Below are 20,051 nucleotides of genomic sequence, written 5' to 3' on the forward strand. Positions count from 1 at the left end.
GGGTTAAATCCTGCATCGAGATGAATTATTTGGCTTCAGCAGAAAAGTCTTTCGTAGTTTTGCAGTCAGGCAGTGTTTTAACTCCGACAGGCTGCTAGGATTCTGTGCTGCCATTTTGATCCCATCATTTGCTAAAGCACGACAAGCAGCACTTGAGGCAAGCGGGCAATAGAAAAAACATCCAACCAGCCATCTGAGGTTGTCCGTCAACGTAAAAACTGACTTTCTATCGGCCCGTTTAACCTAATGGCGTCGGGGTGTTCGTATATGATTTTGATTAATCCGGAGCCCCGTCTTTTGAGGAGGCTGATGTAATGCAGTTCATCGTAGGGGATCTGCTCTTTCCAGCACCGGTACAGGATGCGGATCCATTTGTAAGCCAGAGCACGAACGGCCTGATGACCCATCCCTTTTTCACGGGCCTGGATGTAAAAGGCCCGGGTCCACAATGAATGTTTGGTCGTTTCATTGGCCCATTCATGGAAACTCTGCCGGACGAAGTTGGAGCACTTCCACCGGCGGTGCACCCAATGGGCTTTTCCGCTGCGGTCGGTTCCTATTGCTGCGATGAGTCGGGGGCCGAATACTTTTCCAGTGGCCGGAAAACTTGAAATGATGGCTGCATCGTCATGGCCGGCATAGGTGCGGACGATTAGACGGTCGTAGTCCTGAATACTTTTACGCAGTTGCTTTAGCTGGGCGACCAGAGCAGGCATCTGCATGCTGAAGCTTTCCGTGATCACTTCATCCGTGGTGACCGGTTCGGCCTGCTCGATGGCCTCAAGCCGTTTTTCAATCCCCCCGGAGTAACGACTGTTTCCGTGGGTATAAAAGCTGCGAACGGTGGAAAGGCGTGAACGCTTCAGCTTTTCAAAGGAGGGCCAGCGGGTCAGAAAATCCAGCGCCAGCCGTTCGTTGAGTTTATCGCCGGCGACCTCGCAGGCCAATGGATAGTAACTTTTCAGGCAGGACCGCAGTTCATTGGTCAGCTTGCCCCGTAGATCCACCAGCTTCCGGCGATGCTCCGTCAACAGCATCAGTCTGCGGGTGTCGGGGCTGTCCGGACGCCAGGCCTTAAGTTTATGATTTGAATCCCGGACGAGACTCATGATCAGTTCCGCATCGGAAGGATCATCCTTGGCCCCGCTCGGGGTCCAGGCGTCGCGCACCTTCGCCACGGTGGCCGGATGCACAAAGTAGATCGTAATGAATCCGTACTGCATCAACTGGAACGCCAATGCCCCTTTAGACTGCTCAAGCCCGACAGCTATGGGCTCTCCGGGGAAACGATCCCGCAGTCTGCAGAACCAGTCATCCAGCACTTCCGGACGATGTTTGATCACCCCGTACTCGAGGGCTTGCTCTTTGGCATCCCAAAGGCAGATGTCGTGCTTTTCATCGGCCCAGTCGATACCAGGCACGACCGGAAACATTCTGTTTTTCGGTGTCTGTTTCATGTCCGTCTCCTGTTGTATTTTAAGAAGGAACACGCTGGCTCCGGACCTGCGAAAGTCTTATAGTCGGTCATCATTAGATGACGACATCCGAGTATTCGTTGTCGGCCGAAGCGCACCGACTGGATCGAACGGCTGGTTACAGGCATTGGAGTGCTTGAGGGTCGAAATTCGTATCCAGCCGGTGCGTGCCCTCTCGGGCGGAAAATTATCAATGAAAAATATAAAAGAACAGTCGCCAGGCAGCCTCCGCTCAGAGCGGTTCACAGGGCTCTCCGCTCCGGCTGCCGGATTAAGTTGGAATACCTATAAGAACGTGGAGCCTACTTGGACAACGCCCGTTGAGTCAGGCTAAACACGAGAATCTTTTTAGACGCTGACCACAGATGAAATGAAAATAAAATTACACATGTTTATTGTCCCGGGGTTCCTTCTTGCAGTTTTGAGTGCAACAGGATGCTCATCCTCTTTTTTAAAGAAAACAGGAACGGACATGGCCATAGCCGAATCCTACGATCAGTCATATGAAAAGAAGTCTGGAATGACAGAACGGGAATATGAACAGAAAATAAAACGTGATCAGGAACAGCGGGAAGAAGAACAAAGACAATTCAACTTAATGAGGAACCAATAAAAATAAGCCAACCAGCCGGTGCATACCCTTTCGGGCGGAAAACGATCAATGAAAAACATAAAAGAACCGTCGTCAGGCAGTCGCCGTTTCGAACGGTTCACGGGGCTCTCCGCTCCGGCTGCTGAATTGAATCGGAATACCGAATAACCTATAAGAAATCAAAGCCTATCCTGAGACAACGCTGTTGGATTCGGTCAGAATACCCAGTGCTCTGGCTCACTGTGAACATCCGCTGAATAAAAATGAAAAATACAACATTCCTGATTTTATCCGTATCTTTTTGTTCATTGATTTTATTTCTGGTCAATGGTTATGGAACTATTGCGGAAAGATATTTATGGCCTAAATTTGATGAATCATTCGGAAATGAGAACAAACCATCTGCTAAATTTTACATTGGAACCAAAGCTGATATTTCATTCGCTTATAGTGGGATAACTAAAAAAAATTATGCTGGAGCATTATTTCTGGTCGATGTTCCATTTTCATTAGTTGCAGATACACTATATGTTCCTGTTGATTGTTATTATTTACTAAAAGATTCAAATAAAAAATAATCGAAAACAACAGTCCTCGAATCCAAGCATCTCCGTATTTTACCCTTCCCCGCTCCCCATCCCTGCCCGCTCACATTACGGTGTTCCTCTGCGGACGCAGCGGCTCTGCGGGAGATCCGTTTTTCAAGCACTTTGGCAAAAAGACGCGAAGTTTTTATCCGAACCGAAAGTCCCTCCACCGTCGCCCGGCGGAATGGCTCTGCGTACACGCGCCCGATGGGCATCGGGCCTGCAATTGGGAAAAATCATGCTGCAGGCTACGGATGCAGCCTTGCACTGGATGCCCTGTATCGAAAGGATCGGTCCTGACTTCCTTCCTTGCTAACGCAGAATGATTCCCCCACAAAGATAGAAAAGCCACTTTACTGGATTACGGAACCTTTTAATCGTCAAGAAGGTGTGGTAGACACAGGAACGTTACTTTCTACGAATGGATTCCATGAAGATGCGGAGGATTACAGCTTTGATTCTGACAGCCGCCCTCGGCGCGGGCGGTGTATGGCTTTGGCGCACCAGCCGGCCGGAGGAAGAAATAGCGCAGGAACCGGAAATTATTCATTCCCCACCCGCTCCCCCGCCTGTTGCGGAACGACTGATCGTTCCGGAAAAAAACATAGAAATCAAACAGGCCCCGCAGGCTGTTCCGGTCGTTCGCTCCACACCACCCAAACCACAGATGCAGCTTGCGGCAAAAACCGGGAATAAGCCGGCCTCCGTTTCCTCCTCGAATCTCGCCCGCTACTGGAAAATGCAGGAGGAGCGTTTTAACCGGTTGCTTGATCAGCTTTTCCGGACCACGGATCCCGAAAAACGGGCGGCTCTGCTGAATGCCCTGGCGCAGCATGTGCGGGTGGATACGCTGCAGACACTTGACTGGATTGCCACGCTGGAATCAGCCGAAGAACAGCGCATCGCCCTTGAAGCGGTAAATAAATATGCGCTCACAGGCATCGGTGCACGCATCGAAATGGATGATTCCGGTCTGCCGAAAATCCGCGAAACCACCATTCTGAGTGCTGTTGAATCCAGCGGAATGGTGGCTGCAGGCGACTATATTGCGGGCATGGTCAAGGATGACGGTACGGTGCTTAATTTTCAGGGAATGTCCCTTCAGGAAATTGTCCGGAATCTGCGCGGCGAACCCGGCAGCAATATCATCCTGAACGTCGAACGGCAGTCGCCCGGCGGTCGGATCATCTTTCCTGTTCCCGTCACACGCTCCATGATCGTGATGCAGCCCTTTTATGACTGACTCTGTCTGCAGACGGAAATGATCCGCCCTTTCCATGAAAAGAAAGCATGATAGAGTCGGTTCATGAAAAAGAAGCCGAAACTCGAAACCGCCATCTGGATCATGTTTATCACTATGATCATTCTCTACATCATCGGAGCCCGCATGATTTTCACCGGCGTCCAACGCTATGCCAACGAAGCAAAAGCCGAATACGGCGGCGACCACGTCGGCGCACTGATTGCCCTCGTTGAAGACGAATCTGCTTCGTTTGAAAAACGGAACAGCGCGATCTGGGCCCTCGGGCAGATCGGCAGTGAGCGTGCGTTACCCACTCTCCGGGAACTCGACACCGATGAGGTTCAGCTTCCCCCTACGACTCCACTGCTTCCATTATGCAATACAGTGTCGAGAAAGCGATTAAGCAGATTAACCGGTTTTCTGTCACACGCTGGATGTACCGGTTTTTATGACTCCGCTACTCACTGCTCTAGCACTCTGTGCCTTCGCCGCCAACTCTGTATTAAGTCGACTGGCACTGGCAACACAGGCCATTGATCCCGTCTCTTTCACCTTGCTGCGACTGCTCAGTGGAATGTTAGTTCTGCTTCCGCTTTCTTCCGGCATCCGTAAAGCCACCCCTTCCAGAGATTGGAAAAACGCGGTCCTTTCCGGCCTCGCCCTTTTCATCTATGCCCTCGCCTTTTCACTTGGCTACGTCACAATCAGCTCCGGCATGGGCACACTGATTCTAGTCGGCGCAGTCCAATTCGCTATGTTTGCCTGGGCACTTATACAGCACGATCAGATTTCCAGAAGCAAATGGATCGGAGCCGGGATCTCCTTCGCCGGTTTAATCGCCCTCGTTTCACCGGGCCTCACGGCCCCCGATCTAAAAGGCGCCACGTTGATGGCCGCCGCCGGCATCGCCTGGGGACTCTATTCCATTCGCGGCCGCGGAGCCCGGTCCCCCGTTCTGATGACCGCCCGGAATTTCACCTGCGCGGTTCCGATGGCGGGAATCACTGCCATACTCTTTTTTCAGACATTGGAAATTTCGCCGTGCGGAGCAATCATCGCCGTTTTGTCGGGATCAATCACTTCCGGACTGGCTTATGTCATCTGGTACCGGGCACTGCGGGATCTTTCCACCGTCACCGCCTCGATGGTGCAGCTGTTGATTCCGGTCCTCGCCGCGGCCGGCGGGGTTGTTTTTCTGAATGAACCTCTAACCGCCCGCCTGCTCATTTCATCAGCACTGATTCTCGGAGGAGTCGGCCTGGGAAGCCTTAAACAATCCGTCCGGATTTAATGAAACCGACCGGCTGCGATGCGGAAACCGGATCAATAAAATTTTCTATATTCGGCAGCACATACGGCAGGTCCGCAGCGCTGACCCCAAACCAGCGGGCGATTTCGGCAAAGAAAACATCCACCGAGGTACTCGGCAGTATGCGGCCGCCTTTCCCCACATCGTCGGCACCATCGATGGCGAGACTTGGAAACGTGCCGTAAACTTTTCCACCATCCACCGGCTCGCCCATCACCATGGCATTTCCGCCCCAGGCGTGGTCACTGCCGCGACCGTTGGAACGCAGTGTTCGTCCGAAATCGGAAGAAGTAAACGTCACCACATCCTGCGACAGACCGAGCTCCTCCAGAGCCAGCTGGAACTGATAAAGCCCTTCCGAAAGATCCGTCAGCATCCCCGCCTGCGTATTGAGCAGCTCCCCGTGATGATCCCATCCGCCGAAATTGATAAAGATGGAATTCCGGCGCAACCCGAGATCGGCGCGGATTTTTATGGTAATGGCGGCGGCGCGTAGATTTTTACCGAAATAGGTATCCGGAAAAGAAGCATTGGTCAGCAGGCCGTCAAATCCCGGCTCTACGGCATCCCAATGCACCTTAAAGGCCTGTTGAGCTTCGATACTCTCCTTCGTGTGCCGGGCAAAACTGTCGCGCATCAGATGCCGGTTCTGCAGCTCGATCAGACTCATCAGCCCTTCATTTTTCAGATGGTGTTCCTGCGTCCAGTCCCATTCGCTTTCGAACAGCAAAGCGCCATTGCGGGTGATCGCCATCTGTTTTGTGGAGTCGCCGATCTGATAGATGTTATTTCCGGCCAGCGAAATACTCATGGCCGTCTCCTCCGTGTTGGCGGCACTGTGCAGCACATCGGCCATACGCCCGCCCCATCCGCGCAGTTCGGCCATACCCTGCGGCACCGAGGTCTGCCACTGCTCAATCTGATCGATATGCGAAAACAGGGATTTCGGCAGCGCCACACTGCCTGTCAGATAATCCGACAGCGTCGTCGGCTCCACCAGCGTGCCGACATTTGTAACAAAAGCCAGTCGCGGTGTTCCCGAAAAATCACCCGTGCCATTGAAAAGGTCGGCCAGTCCCGCACAGCTCGGATGCAGGGCATACAGATTGCCGTCATTGCCGCTGATTTGTGTCAAGGGATGCAAAGAAGCATCATTCGACAGAGCCAGCGAACTCCGCGATGCCGCATATTCGGCATAGCCGCCGTCTCGCCGCAACAGCAGATTAAAGGTATCGCACCCGCCGGCCTGCAGTACATTCACCACCGTTTTCCGGTCATTACCCGGCAGCAGAGCATCCGCCGCCGCATTGCCGGCCAGTTTCAGATTGATCAGCGAGGACATCAGCGTCGCGGTCCCGATCCCGGCACAGCTGGCTTCACCCAGCATACGTCGTCTTGTAAAGATTCTGCTCATGATTCCACCTTCTTATTTCAGGGTTGCACCTTCCGGGCTCATCAGGGCGAAATAGACCGCCAAACGAATGCGTTCAATCTGCTCGCTGTTTTCATTCAGCCGGGAAACCAGCCCGATAATCAGCTCCCGGGTATCGGCCGACATATCACCGCCGCAGAACAGCAGCGCCGCACGATCAACCAATGCCGGCACATCCGTAACCAGCGGAAGGAAGGCCGACCAATCCGGCGGATAATGATAATTATTCCCGTTCTTAAACCCGTTGTTCATCTGGTTCCACAGCCGGTTCGGGAAGGAAATGGCGGAATAACTGTCGGTGATGCCGAAAGCCGGCGAATCAAACCCGCCCTCCGCCAGCTGTCCGGGCAGTCGGTAATCCGGCCGGTAAAAATTAAACACCGACGGCGCATACATGGGTTCCTGCAGGGAATCCTGGGCAAACTGGCCCCAGTCCCACCATTTCAGGTGTTCAAACCGTCCGAGATGCTGCACCCGCGCCAGATGCATCGCACGGATGACCGGCTCTCGCAGTTGTCCGTATTGCACGCGGGCCAGGAATTCTACCGGTGTGCGGGCCTCGGGATCCAGCAGAATGGCGCGCACCACGGCAGCGAGATCACCGCGAACCCCCGAACCGTTATCATCAAACACCGCCGAAATCCGGGCCACATATTCCCTCGAAGGATTAGAGGTCACCAGAAACTGGATCAGTTGTTTTCCGACAAACGGGCCGACATTCGGATGGTTGAAAATATTATCCAGTGCATCTTCAATATCCTGCAGTCCGTTGGCTGTACTCGGCGTACGGGCCGGAATAACATATCCATTAAGCAGCGTCTTTTCCCCGAAATCGTGATAATCCGCAAACATGGCCATCGGCGGATAGAATTTTGAATCCCAGATTCCCTCACTGTCCCAGGCATAACCCGCCCATTTCAGACCGGTGAACACCCGGGCCAGCTCTGTGATCTCCTCGTTTCCATAGGTTGGAACGGGTTCGCCGAATTCATCCAGCACCCGTGTTCCGTCAGGATTCAGCTCCCACAGACCGATGGTAAACAGCTGCATGATTTCCCGCGCGAAATTTTCATCAGGATACCGGTTGATGAAGACATCAGCCTTCTGGTTGCCCAGGTGGCTGAGATAGAGCCCCATACACGCGTGGAAGGTGACATCGTGCAGAATGTCCCGGTAGTTTCCAAACGCATGCTCAATGAACAAATCATAATAATCCGCAATCGGACCCGGTTTATTGGCAAAATTGGCATCCGCCCGCGAAACAACCAGAATCTGACTGAGCGCAAAGGCCACCCGCTGACGCAACTGATCATCCGCCTGTATCGCGCCGCGGGCCCAGGTGGTCATGAAATTATTCCCGAAAACAAAGGTGTAGGGGCTGATGGAATAGGCGTATCCCTGAATATCCGGATTGGGAAAGCCGGCAAAGAGATCCGCATCAATTTCATCGATGTAAGGTCGGGTATAATACGGCGGCAGCGCCATCTGATCGTCAATCCACTGCTCAATGCCCACCGCCTGCAGATTCGTGATATCCGCATAGGTCGGCCCGAACGTGGCCTGCATCAGAAAACGGGCCGCCTGGGCCTCGGTCGGGGCATTCGTAACCGGCACATCGTTATAGATTGCATGAAAAGCCGCCAGATCTCCGGCGACCAGTACCGACGCACTGTTGGTCGGACTGAAACCGAGCTCCTCCTCCATCCAGTCCGGCACCCCGTCGGCATCCAGATCAAGATCAGTATTGTGCACCCTGAAAAACCGGTTGGAAGGCCCCAGCGGAAATTCAGCATAGAGCTCGCCGTTGCTGTTGACACTTCCGCTCCCTTCAAAAGTCCAGACTGTACTGTTCAGCGACCCTGCTGATTCAAGTTCGCTGTTTCGATGCGGAAGCTGCGGCCATTCAATCCGCAGTTCAGATAACTGCTGATCAGAGACCGACAGTTTGAATACACTGCGCGCATCCAGTGCATGCGTTCCCGCCCTGCTTTCATCCAGATTAGACACACTGTCGCCATCATCATCCTCATCCGGTACAAGTTCAAATCCACCGCCATACAGCGCTTCCCAGATATCCGGCAGGCCGTTTCCATCCAAATCCATTTCAGACGGCGACACTACCGGCGATGCGGAAAATGACGTTTGCAATATCAAACCCAGAAAACCGGCAAAACTGACAGACAGATCAACAGATCGCTTCATAATGCTCCTCTTCAGGCCGGTTCCGTACACCGGAGCCAAAACCATGAGAACATTATCAACTATATCAGCATTTTACAATTTATATTTACCGCAACCTGCTGAAAGTCAGGACGCTGAAAAAACCGAAACAATCCGATCCACTGCGGGAAGCAGAACAGAACGCGGATGCGCGCAGTTAATCCGGAACCAACCCTCGCCAGCCGGACCGAAAAAATTACCGCCGGAAAGCGCCACATTCGCCTCCTTGATCAGTTTTTTAAATACCGTCTGCCAGTCGCCGAAAGCGCGGAAATCGCTCCAGACCAGAAAGGTGGCTTCGGGCTCCATGACAAAAAGCCCATTCACCTGACGAAGCCGCCCGCAGACCTGTTGAATATTTTCATGCAGGTACGCCAGAAGCTGACGTCTGTACTCCGCCCCTTCCGGCGACAGAGCCGTTTCCAAGGCCACCTTGCCGAACAGGTTGATATCGCCGCAGTGCGCCCGCTCCTGCGCCCGACGGAATGCCGTACGCAACTTCGGATTCCGGATAAAAACAAACGACGATTGAAGTCCACTGGTGTTGAAAGTCTTTCCGATGGAGTGCGCCACCACCGCAATTTCATCCGCCAGCGGAATATTCAGCACACTTTGATGCCGGACTGGCGGATAAACAATATCGCTATGAATTTCATCGCTGAAAAGAACGACACCGTATTCTGCGCAAAGCTCCACCACTTTTTCCAGTTCCTGAACAGTCCACGCCCGACCGCCGGGATTCTGCGGATTGCACATCAGCATCAGTTTCACATCCGGCCGGTCCAGAGCCTGGGCCAAAGCCTGGTAATCGATCATAAACCTGCCGTTTTCCACCTGCAGCGGAACATCGGCCACGTTGCGGTTATTGGTTTTCGTACAGCTGAAAAACGGCCCGTAAACCGGAGAAAGTAACGCCACAGCTTCTCCCTCTTCTGTATAGGCCTGAATCGCCATAGAAATGCTGGTGACCACAGAAGGGGAAAGCAGGGTATACGCGGTCTCCACTTCAGCAGCATGCTCATTCTTCATCCACCAGGCAATGGCCTCAAATATACCATCGTACTGTTCCGTATATCCAAACATTGGATGACCGGACCGCTCCCGTATCCGCTCGACCAGAAATCCCGGTGTTGGCAGATCCATATCCGCCACCCAGAACGGTTCAACATCGGCATTGCCGAAGAAACGTTCGCGTGCCTCGTATTTTTCGGCATGCGTACCGAGGCGGGAAACCGGAGTTTCAAAATCGTACATTATCTTTTTTTCCATAGCGTCACTTCCGAAAGCGTATGCTGATGCTTATGCCTGGTTTCACGAATCACAAACGGAACCTGCTGCGGTTCCCGGATCATTTCAAAAGAGTCGTCAAGCAGTGCATGCAGTCCATCCAATGTGGTCACCGGCTCTCCATCTTTTTTAAACCCGCCCAGCCAGTTGCGCTTCGGCGTGAAGTTCTCGAGCCAGGTATAGGGCGAGGCAATCAGCAGCATTCCGCCCGGATTCATCCGGTTCGGAATCTCCCTCAGAAAACGTGCCGGATCATTCAGCCGGTCAATCAGGTTGGCCGCAATTACCAGATCATAGCCGCTGAAGATCGGCTTCATGTTGGTGGCATCCTGCTGCAGAAAATGGATATTCGAATAATCGCCGGTCAATCCGAGTTCTTCCAATGTCCGCTCCTGGAACGTGACCAGCTCCCCCTCCTCCTGCCGTTCATAGCGAATACGGCCTTTTGCCTGCATGCGTGCACCGACCTGCACAAAACGGGCGGAAAAATCGAGTGCATCCACCTCCTCAAAAAAATCGGCAATTTCAAAAGCGGTACGGCCGACCGAACAACCGATATCCAGCGCTTTGCCCTTGGCCTCTGCCACCTCCAGTGCGATCTGCGCAATGGCTTTCGGGAAATTCGGAATGCCGAAACATACATCGCCATAATGAAACTCACAATACTGAGAGACGAGCGCATCGGTTTCATAGACATCAAAATCCGTCTTTACGGGTTTATCCGAAACCACATACCGGAAACCGGCATGCTGATAGAAATGGCGCCGGAAGGCATAGCGGCTGTGCAGTGCGATTTCGTTCCCGGTGGAAATCCACGAACCGCCTTTAATCAGGTTGTGGCGGTTATCAAAAGTCGGAACGGTGAAGTCATCATACAGCGGATGCACTTCAAATCCGTTGTAGGGATAAATCGGGGTTTCATTCCATTGCCATACATTGCCGACCACATCGTAGAAATCGCCGTGCGCAAACCTATCAACCGGCACAGACGAGGCATAATGCTCCAGGTTCCAGTTGGCGGAAACAGGGCTTTCATGATGTTCCCGATTGAGTCCGGTTACTTCCAGCAGACGACGGTATTCCGCCTCGTCCGGCATCCGGACCGGCAGACCGGTCTGTTCATTTTTCCAATTACAGAACGCCTTAGCTTCCAGATAGCAGACCTCCACCGGCCAGTTCATCGGCAACGGAATTTCTTCGGTCATAAGACGCAATCGATAGTTTCCGGGTTCACCGCGCCAGAATTCCGGCATCGTGGCGTGGTGATACTTCCGCCAGGCCCGTCCCTCTTCATCCCAGTAACGGTCCTGCTCATAACCTCCGGCATGTATAAACCCGAGATATTCCCCATTGGAAACCAGATAACGCGAAGCCCGGAACGACGGCACGTCCATCTCGACATGCCCGTATTCATTGTCCCAGCCGTAAAGCGGATGATCCCGCTCTTTGCCCAGAACCACCCTTCCTCCGTCCACAGCAGCCAGCTCATTTTCAATGGCCGGACCAGCCGCAGTACAGACCGGAAAAAGAGCATGCGGACGCACTTTTTCGAGATCCAGCTGGCGGATCAGTACGGAACTGGTTTCCAGATGAATCCGCTCATGCTCAATGCCCATCATGACCGCCCAGAGCGGACTTTCCCATCCGACAGGCAGCGTAAAATCGATCGAGTCGATCAGGTTGCAGACCGTCTCTTTGACCTGATTCCGATAAACCCGAACCGCCTGCACCGGCGGCCAGTCATAGTGGGTTTCATCGAGATCATCCCAGCTCATTTCATCGACCCCGATGGCAAAAAGGGATTCAAATTCCGGATGGATGCGCTGGTCAATGAGTTTCCCGAGCATCAGCTTGTTGATGAAAAAAGTGGCCGTATGACCGAAATAAAAAATCAGCGGATGGCGAAGCGGCTGCGGCCGCTCATAAAAAACCTCATCAGAAGCCAGCGTTTCAAAGAGCCGTTCGTAAAGCGTCCAGGTCCTGAGGAAGTAGTCTTTAATTGCAGCACGCTTTTCTTCAACCGTACCGCTGGTGAGATCAATATTCCGGGTAATCAGTTCCATGACTCCTCCTGCTCTGACAATAAAGCCTTTGAAACTAACGGATGAGACACAGCACAGACAGCATATAATTTTTACGATTAAGCGGTCTCGCCGGTCCGTCTCCGCTCACGGACCGCTGACCGCCTTTTTTCAGACCGATCTAAACCGGTTTTTTAATACATATTCAGGGTTGTACCCGCAGAGCGATCGTTCTACGGTGCAGTTGTTGTCGGAGTTTATTGGGTTATGATTAAAAATTTAGAAAAATCCCCTTCCACGCAAAAACCTAAAACCGATGAAACCGGGTGTCGTTCATTCGGTCAACTGAAGGACTGGCAGATCGATCGGTACCGCATGGCCGTTGATGAGAATATGTGGTACATGGGCGAACGTCTGGGGCGCAAGGTCGAGTGGGAAGAAGCTGAAGAGGATTTCCTGCAGAACGGCTATTACGGCTGCGCTCCAAAATGGCGAAGCCAATACTGCCAAAGCAAATGCAGCTATCTCGCCAACTGCAAACTCGGCCAGCTTTTCACCCGGAAACCCTAATAAACACCGGAAAGTCCGGCCGGATACAACGAAGTCCCTATTTCCGGCACCGGATCAGTCGTTATACCAAACGTTAAAACTATCCGATATAAATTTGATCCCTCGCAGAGGCGCTGAGGACGCAGAGAAATTCAGTCATAAATGGCTCCGCGCGCTCTGCGTCGCTGCGCGGAATAACGCTGTCGTTAAGACCGGAATGTTTTAGTAAATGGTATTATATCTCCACCCGTTATTCCGCCGGCACACCGCTGTGAAAGCGGAAAAGCGGATCTTTCGATTCAATAGCATGCCGCTCAATTTTTCCGAAAAAAGCGACCCGCTCGTCGATCGGCTCCTCCGAATAGTGCTGAGCGAGCGTCAGATAATCTCGGAAATGCCGCGCCTCTGATTTCAGCAGCGACCGGAAAAACGCACTAATTTCTTCGTCCATATGCGGAGCCAGCGAATAAAACCGTTCGCACGAACGCGCCTCGATGTAAGCCCCGATAATCAACGTATCGACCAGATTGCCCGGTTCCTTTTTACGCGCCGGCTCATGCATCAGCCCGGCATAACGGGAAGGTTTCAGAATTTTATAGGTATAGCCCCGCTTCGTCAGCAGCTCATGCACCTTTTCAAAATGCCGCAGTTCTTCGCGGGCCAGTTTCGACATTTTGATCAGCACGTCCGGTTTATCCGGACAACGGAACATCAGCCCCAGCGCCGTACGCGCGGCACACTGTTCCAGATAGCAGTGATTCAGCAACAGAATTTCCTCCTGTTTCAGCGCCTCAGCAATCCAGGCCTGCGGGGTTCTACAGGATAAAAACGCCAACAAATTGTCTAAATCGTCCTGGCTGACCAGTTCCATAATGCACTCCTTAAAAAAGCCCGCTTTTTATCACTAAGTTCCGGGAAGGTCTACGGAGAATGAGATTAGTCTCGACCTGAGCCCGAAATTGAATAGCTTCTCCGGTTTTATGAATACAAAAAATCCAGAACTCCATCGCGTTCAGCTCACTCACCACGAACAGATTTCACCCGGTGTGTTTGAAATCGGCTTTATCCGCCGATACGACTTCATTCCCGGCCAGGCCATCAAACTGGCGATCGATGAAATTCACCCGCCGCGGATTTACAGCATCTGCAGCGGAAACGAAGATGATGAACTCTGCGTTTTATTCAACATCAAAGAAGATGGATTTCTCACACCGCGCCTCGCAAAACTGACGGTCGGCGATACGGTTTTTGCATCTGTTCCCTACGGCACCTTTTTCGGTACCGAAGCACCGGCCTGGTGGATTGCCACCGGAACCGGCATCGCCCCGTTCCGCGCCATGCTCCGCTCGGGCATGGGCAAAAACAAAAAACTGGTGCATGGTGTGCGAAAACTCAACCAGTTCTACTTCCAGCACGAATTGACCGAAGGCCTTGGCGAAAACTATCACCGCTGCTGTTCCGCAGAAAGGATGGACGGTATCCATCCGGGCCGTGTCACCGCCTTTCTGGCTTCATGCGCCGATCTTCCCGCCGATTGGAAATATTATATCTGCGGGCAGGCCCAGATGGCGGTGGAAACGCGCGATCTTCTGATTGAAAAAGGCATCCCGTATGAAAACATCGTGACGGAGATCTATTTCTAACGACGTTGACCGTCACGACGCAGCTTCAAAAAACATTCGGCGGGACTTCGTGCCTTTTGAACCGCTTTCCGGCAATAATCCCCTCCGGTATGAGGACATGAATTTTATGAAAGAAAAAGATCCCCTTTTTGGAAAAACGCTGAGCGAACTGAAAAACCTGGTCGCAGACTACGGGCTGCCCGGATTTACGGCGAAACAGATCGTCGACTGGCTCTATAAAAAAGAGATCCGCTCGATCGATGAGATGACCAACCTCTCGAAAAAGGCGCGCGATCTCCTGAATCAGAACCATACCTTCGGCCTGACCGAATACGTCGACGTCAAAGAAAGCTCCGACGGCACCCGAAAATATCTTTTCCCCACCGCACACGGAAAATTTATCGAAACCGCCATGATTCCGTTTAAAGACCGGAAAACCGTCTGCGTCTCCTCCCAGGTGGGCTGTAAAATGGGCTGTCTTTTCTGCATGACGGCTAAACAGGGATTTCAGAACCAGCTTTCCGCCGGCGAAATCGTCAACCAGATCCGCAGCCTCCCGGAACGTAACGAAATCACAAACATCGTCTACATGGGCATGGGCGAACCTTTCGACAATCTCGACGAGGTGCTGAAAAGCGTCGAAATCCTCACCGCTGAATGGGGTTTTGCCATGAGCCCGCGGCGAATCACCGTCTCCTCAATCGGCATCATCCCGGCCATGATTCGTTTTATGGAAGAATGCGAAGCGCATCTGGCGATCAGTCTGCACACCCCCTTCCACGAAGAACGGCAGAAACTGATGCCGGTACAGATTGCCTACCCCATCGAACAGGTCGTTGAACAGCTGAAAGAATATGACTTCAGCGGACAGCGCCGCGTCTCCTTTGAATATATTGTTTTCGGCGGACTCAACGACACACCGGAACATGTTAAAGCACTGGTTAAAATGCTCGCCGGGCTCAAATGCCGCGTCAACCTCATTCGTTTTCACCCCGTTCCCGGAACTCCACTGCATGGGACCGACGAAAAGACGCTTCAGCAATTCAAAGACGGACTGAACCGAAAAGGCATCCTGACCACCATCCGCGCATCGCGTGGACTCGATATTGATGCCGCCTGCGGCCTGCTTTCCACCAAAGCACTGCTCAAACAGGATCAATAAAACCTTTCAGAAACGCCCCCCTTTTTATTTCAATTATTCCACTCGACATAACATAAACAAATCATAATATTCATATTCATTATTTGGAGAACGCATGACACCTGAAGAACGGGAAATGGCATCTGAAGTCCTTAAAGCAATGGCGCACCCCATCCGACTGGGCGTGATTGAAGTGCTGGCCGAAGGCGAACGCACGGTGACAGAACTTTATGAACTCCTGGGCTGCAGCCAGTCCATGATGTCTCAGCAGCTCAAAATTCTCTGCCAGCAGAAACTGATCAACATCCGGAAAGAGGGCATTCAGAAATACTGCAGTCTGTCCAACCGCGATTTCCTGCGCGTCTTCACCTGTATGCATACCCACCTTCGTAAATACCTCAATTTTAAGGACTGAAATAAAACAGAATCCTCATGGTGTTATCGTGCGGATATCACATTAACATATTATTAACTATTAATGATAATATAAGTGGAAAGGTCATATAATGAGTAAAAAACTTCTGATTGTTGGAGGCGTCGCCGGCGGCGCCAGCGCGGCGGCCCGGGCACGCCGCCTGGATGAAAACGCTGAAATCATTCTTTTTGAACGCGGTCCCGATATTTCGTTCGCCAATTGCGGTCTGCCCTACCATATCGGCGGACAGATTTCCGACCGCGACAAACTGCTGGTAACCACACCGCAGACCATGGTCGCCAAATTCAATCTGGATGTCCGCACCCGTACGGAAGTCACCGCCATTGACCGCGAAAACAAAATGGTCACCGTCAAGAACCTGGAGACCGGCGAAGAATATACAGAAACGTATGACAATCTGGTCCTCAGCCCCGGTGCCGCACCGGTACGCCCGCCGATTAAAGGCATTGAAAATCCGCGGGTTCTGACGCTTCGCAACCTCGAAGATATGGACTACATCATCAAGGCCATCGAAAACAAAAAAGCCGTCGCGGTTATCGGCGGCGGTTATATCGGCCTTGAAATGGCGGAAGCCCTGCGCGACAGAAACTATGAAACCACCCTGATCGAGCTGGCGCCTCAGGTCATGGGTCCGGCCGATCCGGAAATGGCCACCCTCCTGCACCAGGAACTCAAACTGTTCGGCGTAAATCTTAAACTGGAAACTTCCGTTACCGCTTTTGAGGAATCCAGCGAAGGAGTGGATCTGGTCCTGAGCGACGGCGACCGCCTGCACGTGGACGTTGCCGTTCTGGCAATCGGTGTGAAACCCGAATCCAAACTGGCGGCGGATGCCGGACTGGAACTCGGAGCGACCGGCGGCATTAAAACCAACGATCATATGCAAACCTCCGATCCGGCCATCTATGCAGTGGGCGACGCCGTCGAAGTCACCGATTTCATCACCCATCAGCCGGCATTGATTCCGCTCGCAGGTCCGGCCAATCGCCAGGGCCGTATCGCCGCCGATAATATTTTCGGACGCGACAGTACGTATAAAAACACCCAGGGCACCGCCATCTGCAAAGTATTCAACATGGCCATCGGCATGACCGGTCTCAGCGAAAAAACGGCAAAGCGCTGCGAAATCCCCTACGAAAAGGTCTATGTCCACCCCGCCAGCCATGCCTCCTACTATCCCGGCGCCCACCCGATTTCGCTCAAACTGCTTTTTGATCCGGACTCCGGAAAAGTCCTCGGTGCGCAGGCGGTCGGTGCCGACGGCGTTGACAAACGCATTGACATAATCGCTGTAGCCATCCGTGCCGGTCTTACGGTTTACGATCTGGAGGAGATGGAGCTGACCTATGCCCCGCCGTTCGGTTCCGCCAAGGATCCCGTCAATTATGCCGGTTTTGTTGCCGCCAATCTGCTGTCCGGCGATGTGGCACACTGCCATGTGGAGGATGTCCAGAAACCGGCTCCGAATCAGACCCTGATTGATGTACGCGATCCTTCGGTTGTTGCCGGCGGAACCATCCCGGGAGCCATTAACATTCCGATGCCGGAACTGCGCGCAAGACTTCCCGAACTGAAGCCCGACCGTGAATATCTTGTGATCTGTCAGGTCGGTCTGAACGGCTATCTCGCCTGTCGCGTGCTCATGCAGAACGGGTTCAGCTGCCGTAACCTGACCGGCGGTTATAAAACCTACTGTATGGTCAATGCTGTTGAAACCGGAACCGCTCCGGAACAGGAGAGTTCTTCGGATGATGCCGGCACAGCCGCGGTGAACCCCTCAAAAGAGGAACCGCCCTTGCAGATTGTCGATCATATTGACGCCTCCGGGCTTCAGTGCCCCGGACCGATCATGCAGCTTTCACACACCATTGAACCGTTACAGAACGGTCAGGCCGTCAGTATTGTATCCAGCGACCCCGGATTTGCATCCGACGTAGCGGCCTGGTGTAACTCCACCGGAAACCGCCTCCATTCACTGGACCCGGAAAACGGCAGCTATAAAGCCATCGTTGTGAAACAGGCCGCAGCGGCAACCGGACCCGTTCCGGCAGCCTCCGGGGAAAAGCGCTTCACCAATGTCGTGTTCAGCAATGACCTCGATAAAGCGCTGGCCGCCTTCATTATCGCCAACGGCGCAGCCGCCATGGGCTATAAAGTCACCCTGTTTTTCACCTTCTGGGGGCTGAACATCCTTCGCAAAAACGAATCGGTAAACGTACAGAAAAATATGGTGGAAAAAATGTTCGGCTGGATGATGCCGAAGGGCCCGGACAAACTGAAACTTTCACAGATGCAGATGAGCGGTATGGGTGCCGCGATGATCAAGAGAATCATGAAACAGAAAAACGTGCTCTCCCTGCCGGAACTGGTCAACGAGGCCCTCGAAAACGGCGTCAAAATTGTTGCCTGCTCAATGTCCATGGACCTGATGGGTATTAAACGAGAAGAGCTCATCGACGGCATCGAAGAAGGTGGCGTAGCCATGTATCTCGACCATGTCGGCGGAAACGGCAATCTGTTCATTTAATCCATCGGCAGGCAGCAGAATCCGCAACCGATCTGCTGCCTGTCTTTCGCCAAAAGCGCTAAGCCGCTATTGCATCCCGGCAAAAATTGGCCTCGCTCCTGCTGGTTTTATTCCGTAATGCTTACTCAATACGGAACAGAACCATGAATTTTAAAAACGTTATCACACTTACTGCGCTGTTTTCTTTTGCCGCTCTGATACTCAGTGCGGTTATTTCCGCACTGTTCGACCTCTGGACAAAATGGATGGCTCTTCATATCAGCCTCAGCATCCTGTTCGGAGTCTGCTACGTCATACAGACCAGCCTGGAAATCAAAAAAGAGAACGCCAACAACCGGATCACGGGAAAAAAACGGCAGTGGCTCACGGTCAATTCCTATACCGCCATCCTGCTGACCGGCTGGGTTGTTCTCGGCTCCCTGCTGAACTGGCCGCCATTCAGCGTCCTTCAGCCTTCAACAGATTCCGGCCCGACGGAAGAACAGATTCAACAGAATGAGGTTAAAGACAGCCCGGCGGAACAGGTTCAGGCGGCGAAACCGCCGCTGCCCGAAAAACCGCCGCTGTTCTACAGCGGCCGGTCCATGCGCCGCCTCGCGGAAAAATATGAAATCGACATCAATGCGATCATCACAGGTCTGGAAAAAATCGGCATCGAGGCTTCGCCCGACTGGACCTTCAGGGAAATCGCCGAACACAACGAGATGAACTCGGAATCGGTATACGAAGCCGTCCGGCAGGTACAATAAAATACAGCGGCGAAACTTCAGGATATCGCCATTCCGGAAAAGGAAAGATCGCATCCGCCCGGTTTTATACCAAACGTTAAAACTATCCGGTATAAATCTGATCCCTCGCAGAGGTACTGAGGATGCAGAGAAATTCAGTCATAAACGGCTCCGCGCGCTCTGCGTCGCTGCGCGGAATAACGCTGTCGTTAAAACCGGAATGTTGTAGTAAATGGTATTACGAGTCGCTACCGGTTATTGAAGTTGCACATAGCACGGGCCGAATCGCGGTCGGACTCGCGCTTTTTAATGGTATCCCGTTTATCGACCACGTTTTTACCTTTGGCCAGCCCGATCCGGATTTTGACCTTTCCCTTCGAAAGATAAACTTTCAACGGAACAATCGTCAGCCCTTTTTCCCGGATCTTGCCATAGAGCCGCTCGATCTCTTTTTTATGCAGCAGCAGTTTCCGTTCGCGGGTCGAAGGATGGTTATAGATATTACCATGATCATAGGGCTGAATGGTACAGCCGACGAGCCAGGCTTCCATCCGGTCGTCCACATGCACATACCCCTCCTGCACACTGATCAATCCCTGCTTGCAGGATTTCACTTCCGTACCGCTCAGCACAATCCCGGCCTCTATTTTTTCCAGAATATGAAAATCACGCAGTGCCTTGCGGTTGGTGGCCAGCACCCCCGCTCCGGGATCATTTTTTTTCTTTCTGTTCTTACCTGCCATGGCCAATCCATTCCTGCATCCGAAACACAAAATACTAAACAATTTCCCATGCCCGGAAAGGAAAAAGCTCAAAACCCGTGGGCTTTGAGCCTTTGTACATTCGAAATACTTCCGAATTCCGAAATTCGACTTATCCCTT

18 protein-coding genes are annotated in these 20,051 nt (G+C 52.6%); 11 read left to right on the forward strand and 7 right to left on the reverse strand.

The genetic code is table 11. The annotated features are described in order from the left end of the window. Positions 1-206: 206 nt before the first annotated feature. Positions 207-1,457 carry an IS110 family transposase gene (locus tag EGM51_11785; GenBank protein ID QBG48043.1) on the reverse strand — a complete coding sequence of 417 codons (1,251 nt, stop codon included), beginning with the start codon at positions 1,455-1,457 and terminating at the stop codon, positions 207-209. Positions 1,458-1,845: 388 nt separating this feature from the next. Here EGM51_11785 and EGM51_11790 point away from each other — a divergent pair, with 388 nt between their 5' ends. From EGM51_11790 to EGM51_11810, 5 genes are all read left to right on the forward strand, one after another. Next, positions 1,846-2,088: a hypothetical protein gene (locus EGM51_11790; GenBank protein QBG48044.1), complete on the forward strand. Its 243-nt coding sequence runs from the start codon at positions 1,846-1,848 to the stop codon at positions 2,086-2,088. Between the two features lie 242 nt (positions 2,089-2,330). Further along, positions 2,331-2,645: a YceK/YidQ family lipoprotein gene (locus tag EGM51_11795; protein ID QBG48045.1), complete on the forward strand. Its 315-nt coding sequence runs from the start codon at positions 2,331-2,333 to the stop codon at positions 2,643-2,645. A gap of 445 nt (positions 2,646-3,090) precedes the next feature. Beyond that, entirely contained in the window at positions 3,091-3,897 is an 807-nt protein-coding gene (locus EGM51_11800; GenBank protein QBG48046.1) for a hypothetical protein, read from the forward strand. 63 nt (positions 3,898-3,960) lie between these two features. Beyond that, positions 3,961-4,434 carry a HEAT repeat domain-containing protein gene (locus tag EGM51_11805; protein QBG48047.1) on the forward strand — a complete coding sequence of 158 codons (474 nt, stop codon included), beginning with the start codon at positions 3,961-3,963 and terminating at the stop codon, positions 4,432-4,434. Continuing rightward, positions 4,346-5,188: a DMT family transporter gene (locus EGM51_11810; GenBank protein ID QBG48048.1), complete on the forward strand. Its 843-nt coding sequence runs from the start codon at positions 4,346-4,348 to the stop codon at positions 5,186-5,188. The genes EGM51_11805 and EGM51_11810 overlap by 89 nt, the downstream gene beginning before the upstream one ends. On the opposite strand, the gene EGM51_11815 is transcribed toward EGM51_11810, so the two are convergent. Genes EGM51_11815 through ovoA form a run of 4 tightly spaced genes read right to left on the reverse strand, consistent with a single transcriptional unit; the run spans position 5,166 to position 12,208 of the window. Next, a complete protein-coding gene (locus EGM51_11815) occupies positions 5,166-6,620 on the reverse strand; it encodes a DUF1501 domain-containing protein (protein QBG48049.1) in 1,455 nt (484 codons plus the stop codon). The two genes, EGM51_11810 and EGM51_11815, sit on opposite strands and share 23 nt — an antisense overlap. A gap of 12 nt (positions 6,621-6,632) precedes the next feature. Beyond that, the gene (locus EGM51_11820) at positions 6,633-8,885 is read right to left on the reverse strand and encodes a DUF1800 domain-containing protein (protein ID QBG48050.1); all 2,253 of its coding nucleotides are present in this window, start codon (positions 8,883-8,885) and stop codon (positions 6,633-6,635) included. 60 nt (positions 8,886-8,945) lie between these two features. Next, positions 8,946-10,127 (reverse strand): putative C-S lyase, encoded by a 1,182-nt coding sequence (locus EGM51_11825; protein QBG48051.1) that lies wholly within the window; start codon positions 10,125-10,127, stop codon positions 8,946-8,948. Further along, positions 10,112-12,208, reverse strand: coding sequence for a 5-histidylcysteine sulfoxide synthase (ovoA, locus tag EGM51_11830; protein ID QBG48052.1), 2,097 nt, complete (start codon positions 12,206-12,208; stop codon positions 10,112-10,114). Before ovoA ends, EGM51_11825 begins: the two co-directional genes overlap by 16 nt. Before the next feature lie 225 nt (positions 12,209-12,433). On the opposite strand from ovoA, the gene EGM51_11835 reads away from it, so the two are divergent. Then, on the forward strand, positions 12,434-12,736 hold the full coding sequence (locus EGM51_11835; GenBank protein QBG48053.1) for a hypothetical protein: 303 nt from the start codon (positions 12,434-12,436) through the stop codon (positions 12,734-12,736). A gap of 229 nt (positions 12,737-12,965) precedes the next feature. Here EGM51_11835 and EGM51_11840 read toward each other — a convergent pair whose 3' ends face one another. Then, the gene (locus tag EGM51_11840; GenBank protein ID QBG48054.1) at positions 12,966-13,586 is read right to left on the reverse strand and encodes a tRNA-(ms[2]io[6]A)-hydroxylase; all 621 of its coding nucleotides are present in this window, start codon (positions 13,584-13,586) and stop codon (positions 12,966-12,968) included. 109 nt (positions 13,587-13,695) lie between these two features. Here EGM51_11840 and EGM51_11845 point away from each other — a divergent pair, with 109 nt between their 5' ends. The 5 genes from EGM51_11845 (at position 13,696) to EGM51_11865 (ending at position 19,190) form a co-directional block, all read left to right on the forward strand. Further along, entirely contained in the window at positions 13,696-14,358 is a 663-nt protein-coding gene (locus tag EGM51_11845) for an oxidoreductase (protein ID QBG48055.1), read from the forward strand. Between the two features lie 97 nt (positions 14,359-14,455). Beyond that, complete coding sequence (rlmN, locus tag EGM51_11850; protein ID QBG48056.1) at positions 14,456-15,499, forward strand: 23S rRNA (adenine(2503)-C(2))-methyltransferase RlmN; 1,044 nt, start codon at positions 14,456-14,458, stop codon at positions 15,497-15,499. A 94-nt stretch (positions 15,500-15,593) separates the two neighbouring features. Next, a complete protein-coding gene (locus tag EGM51_11855) occupies positions 15,594-15,893 on the forward strand; it encodes an ArsR family transcriptional regulator (GenBank protein QBG48057.1) in 300 nt (99 codons plus the stop codon). 91 nt (positions 15,894-15,984) lie between these two features. Further along, positions 15,985-18,441 carry a pyridine nucleotide-disulfide oxidoreductase gene (locus tag EGM51_11860; GenBank protein QBG48058.1) on the forward strand — a complete coding sequence of 819 codons (2,457 nt, stop codon included), beginning with the start codon at positions 15,985-15,987 and terminating at the stop codon, positions 18,439-18,441. 143 nt (positions 18,442-18,584) lie between these two features. Continuing rightward, positions 18,585-19,190 carry a hypothetical protein gene (locus tag EGM51_11865; GenBank protein QBG48059.1) on the forward strand — a complete coding sequence of 202 codons (606 nt, stop codon included), beginning with the start codon at positions 18,585-18,587 and terminating at the stop codon, positions 19,188-19,190. A 227-nt stretch (positions 19,191-19,417) separates the two neighbouring features. Here EGM51_11865 and smpB read toward each other — a convergent pair whose 3' ends face one another. Then, entirely contained in the window at positions 19,418-19,912 is a 495-nt protein-coding gene (gene smpB / locus EGM51_11870; protein QBG48060.1) for an SsrA-binding protein SmpB, read from the reverse strand. Positions 19,913-20,051: the final 139 nt, after the last annotated feature.

Source organism: Verrucomicrobia bacterium S94 (assembly GCA_004299845.1).
Lineage (GTDB): Bacteria > Verrucomicrobiota > Kiritimatiellia > Kiritimatiellales > Pontiellaceae > Pontiella.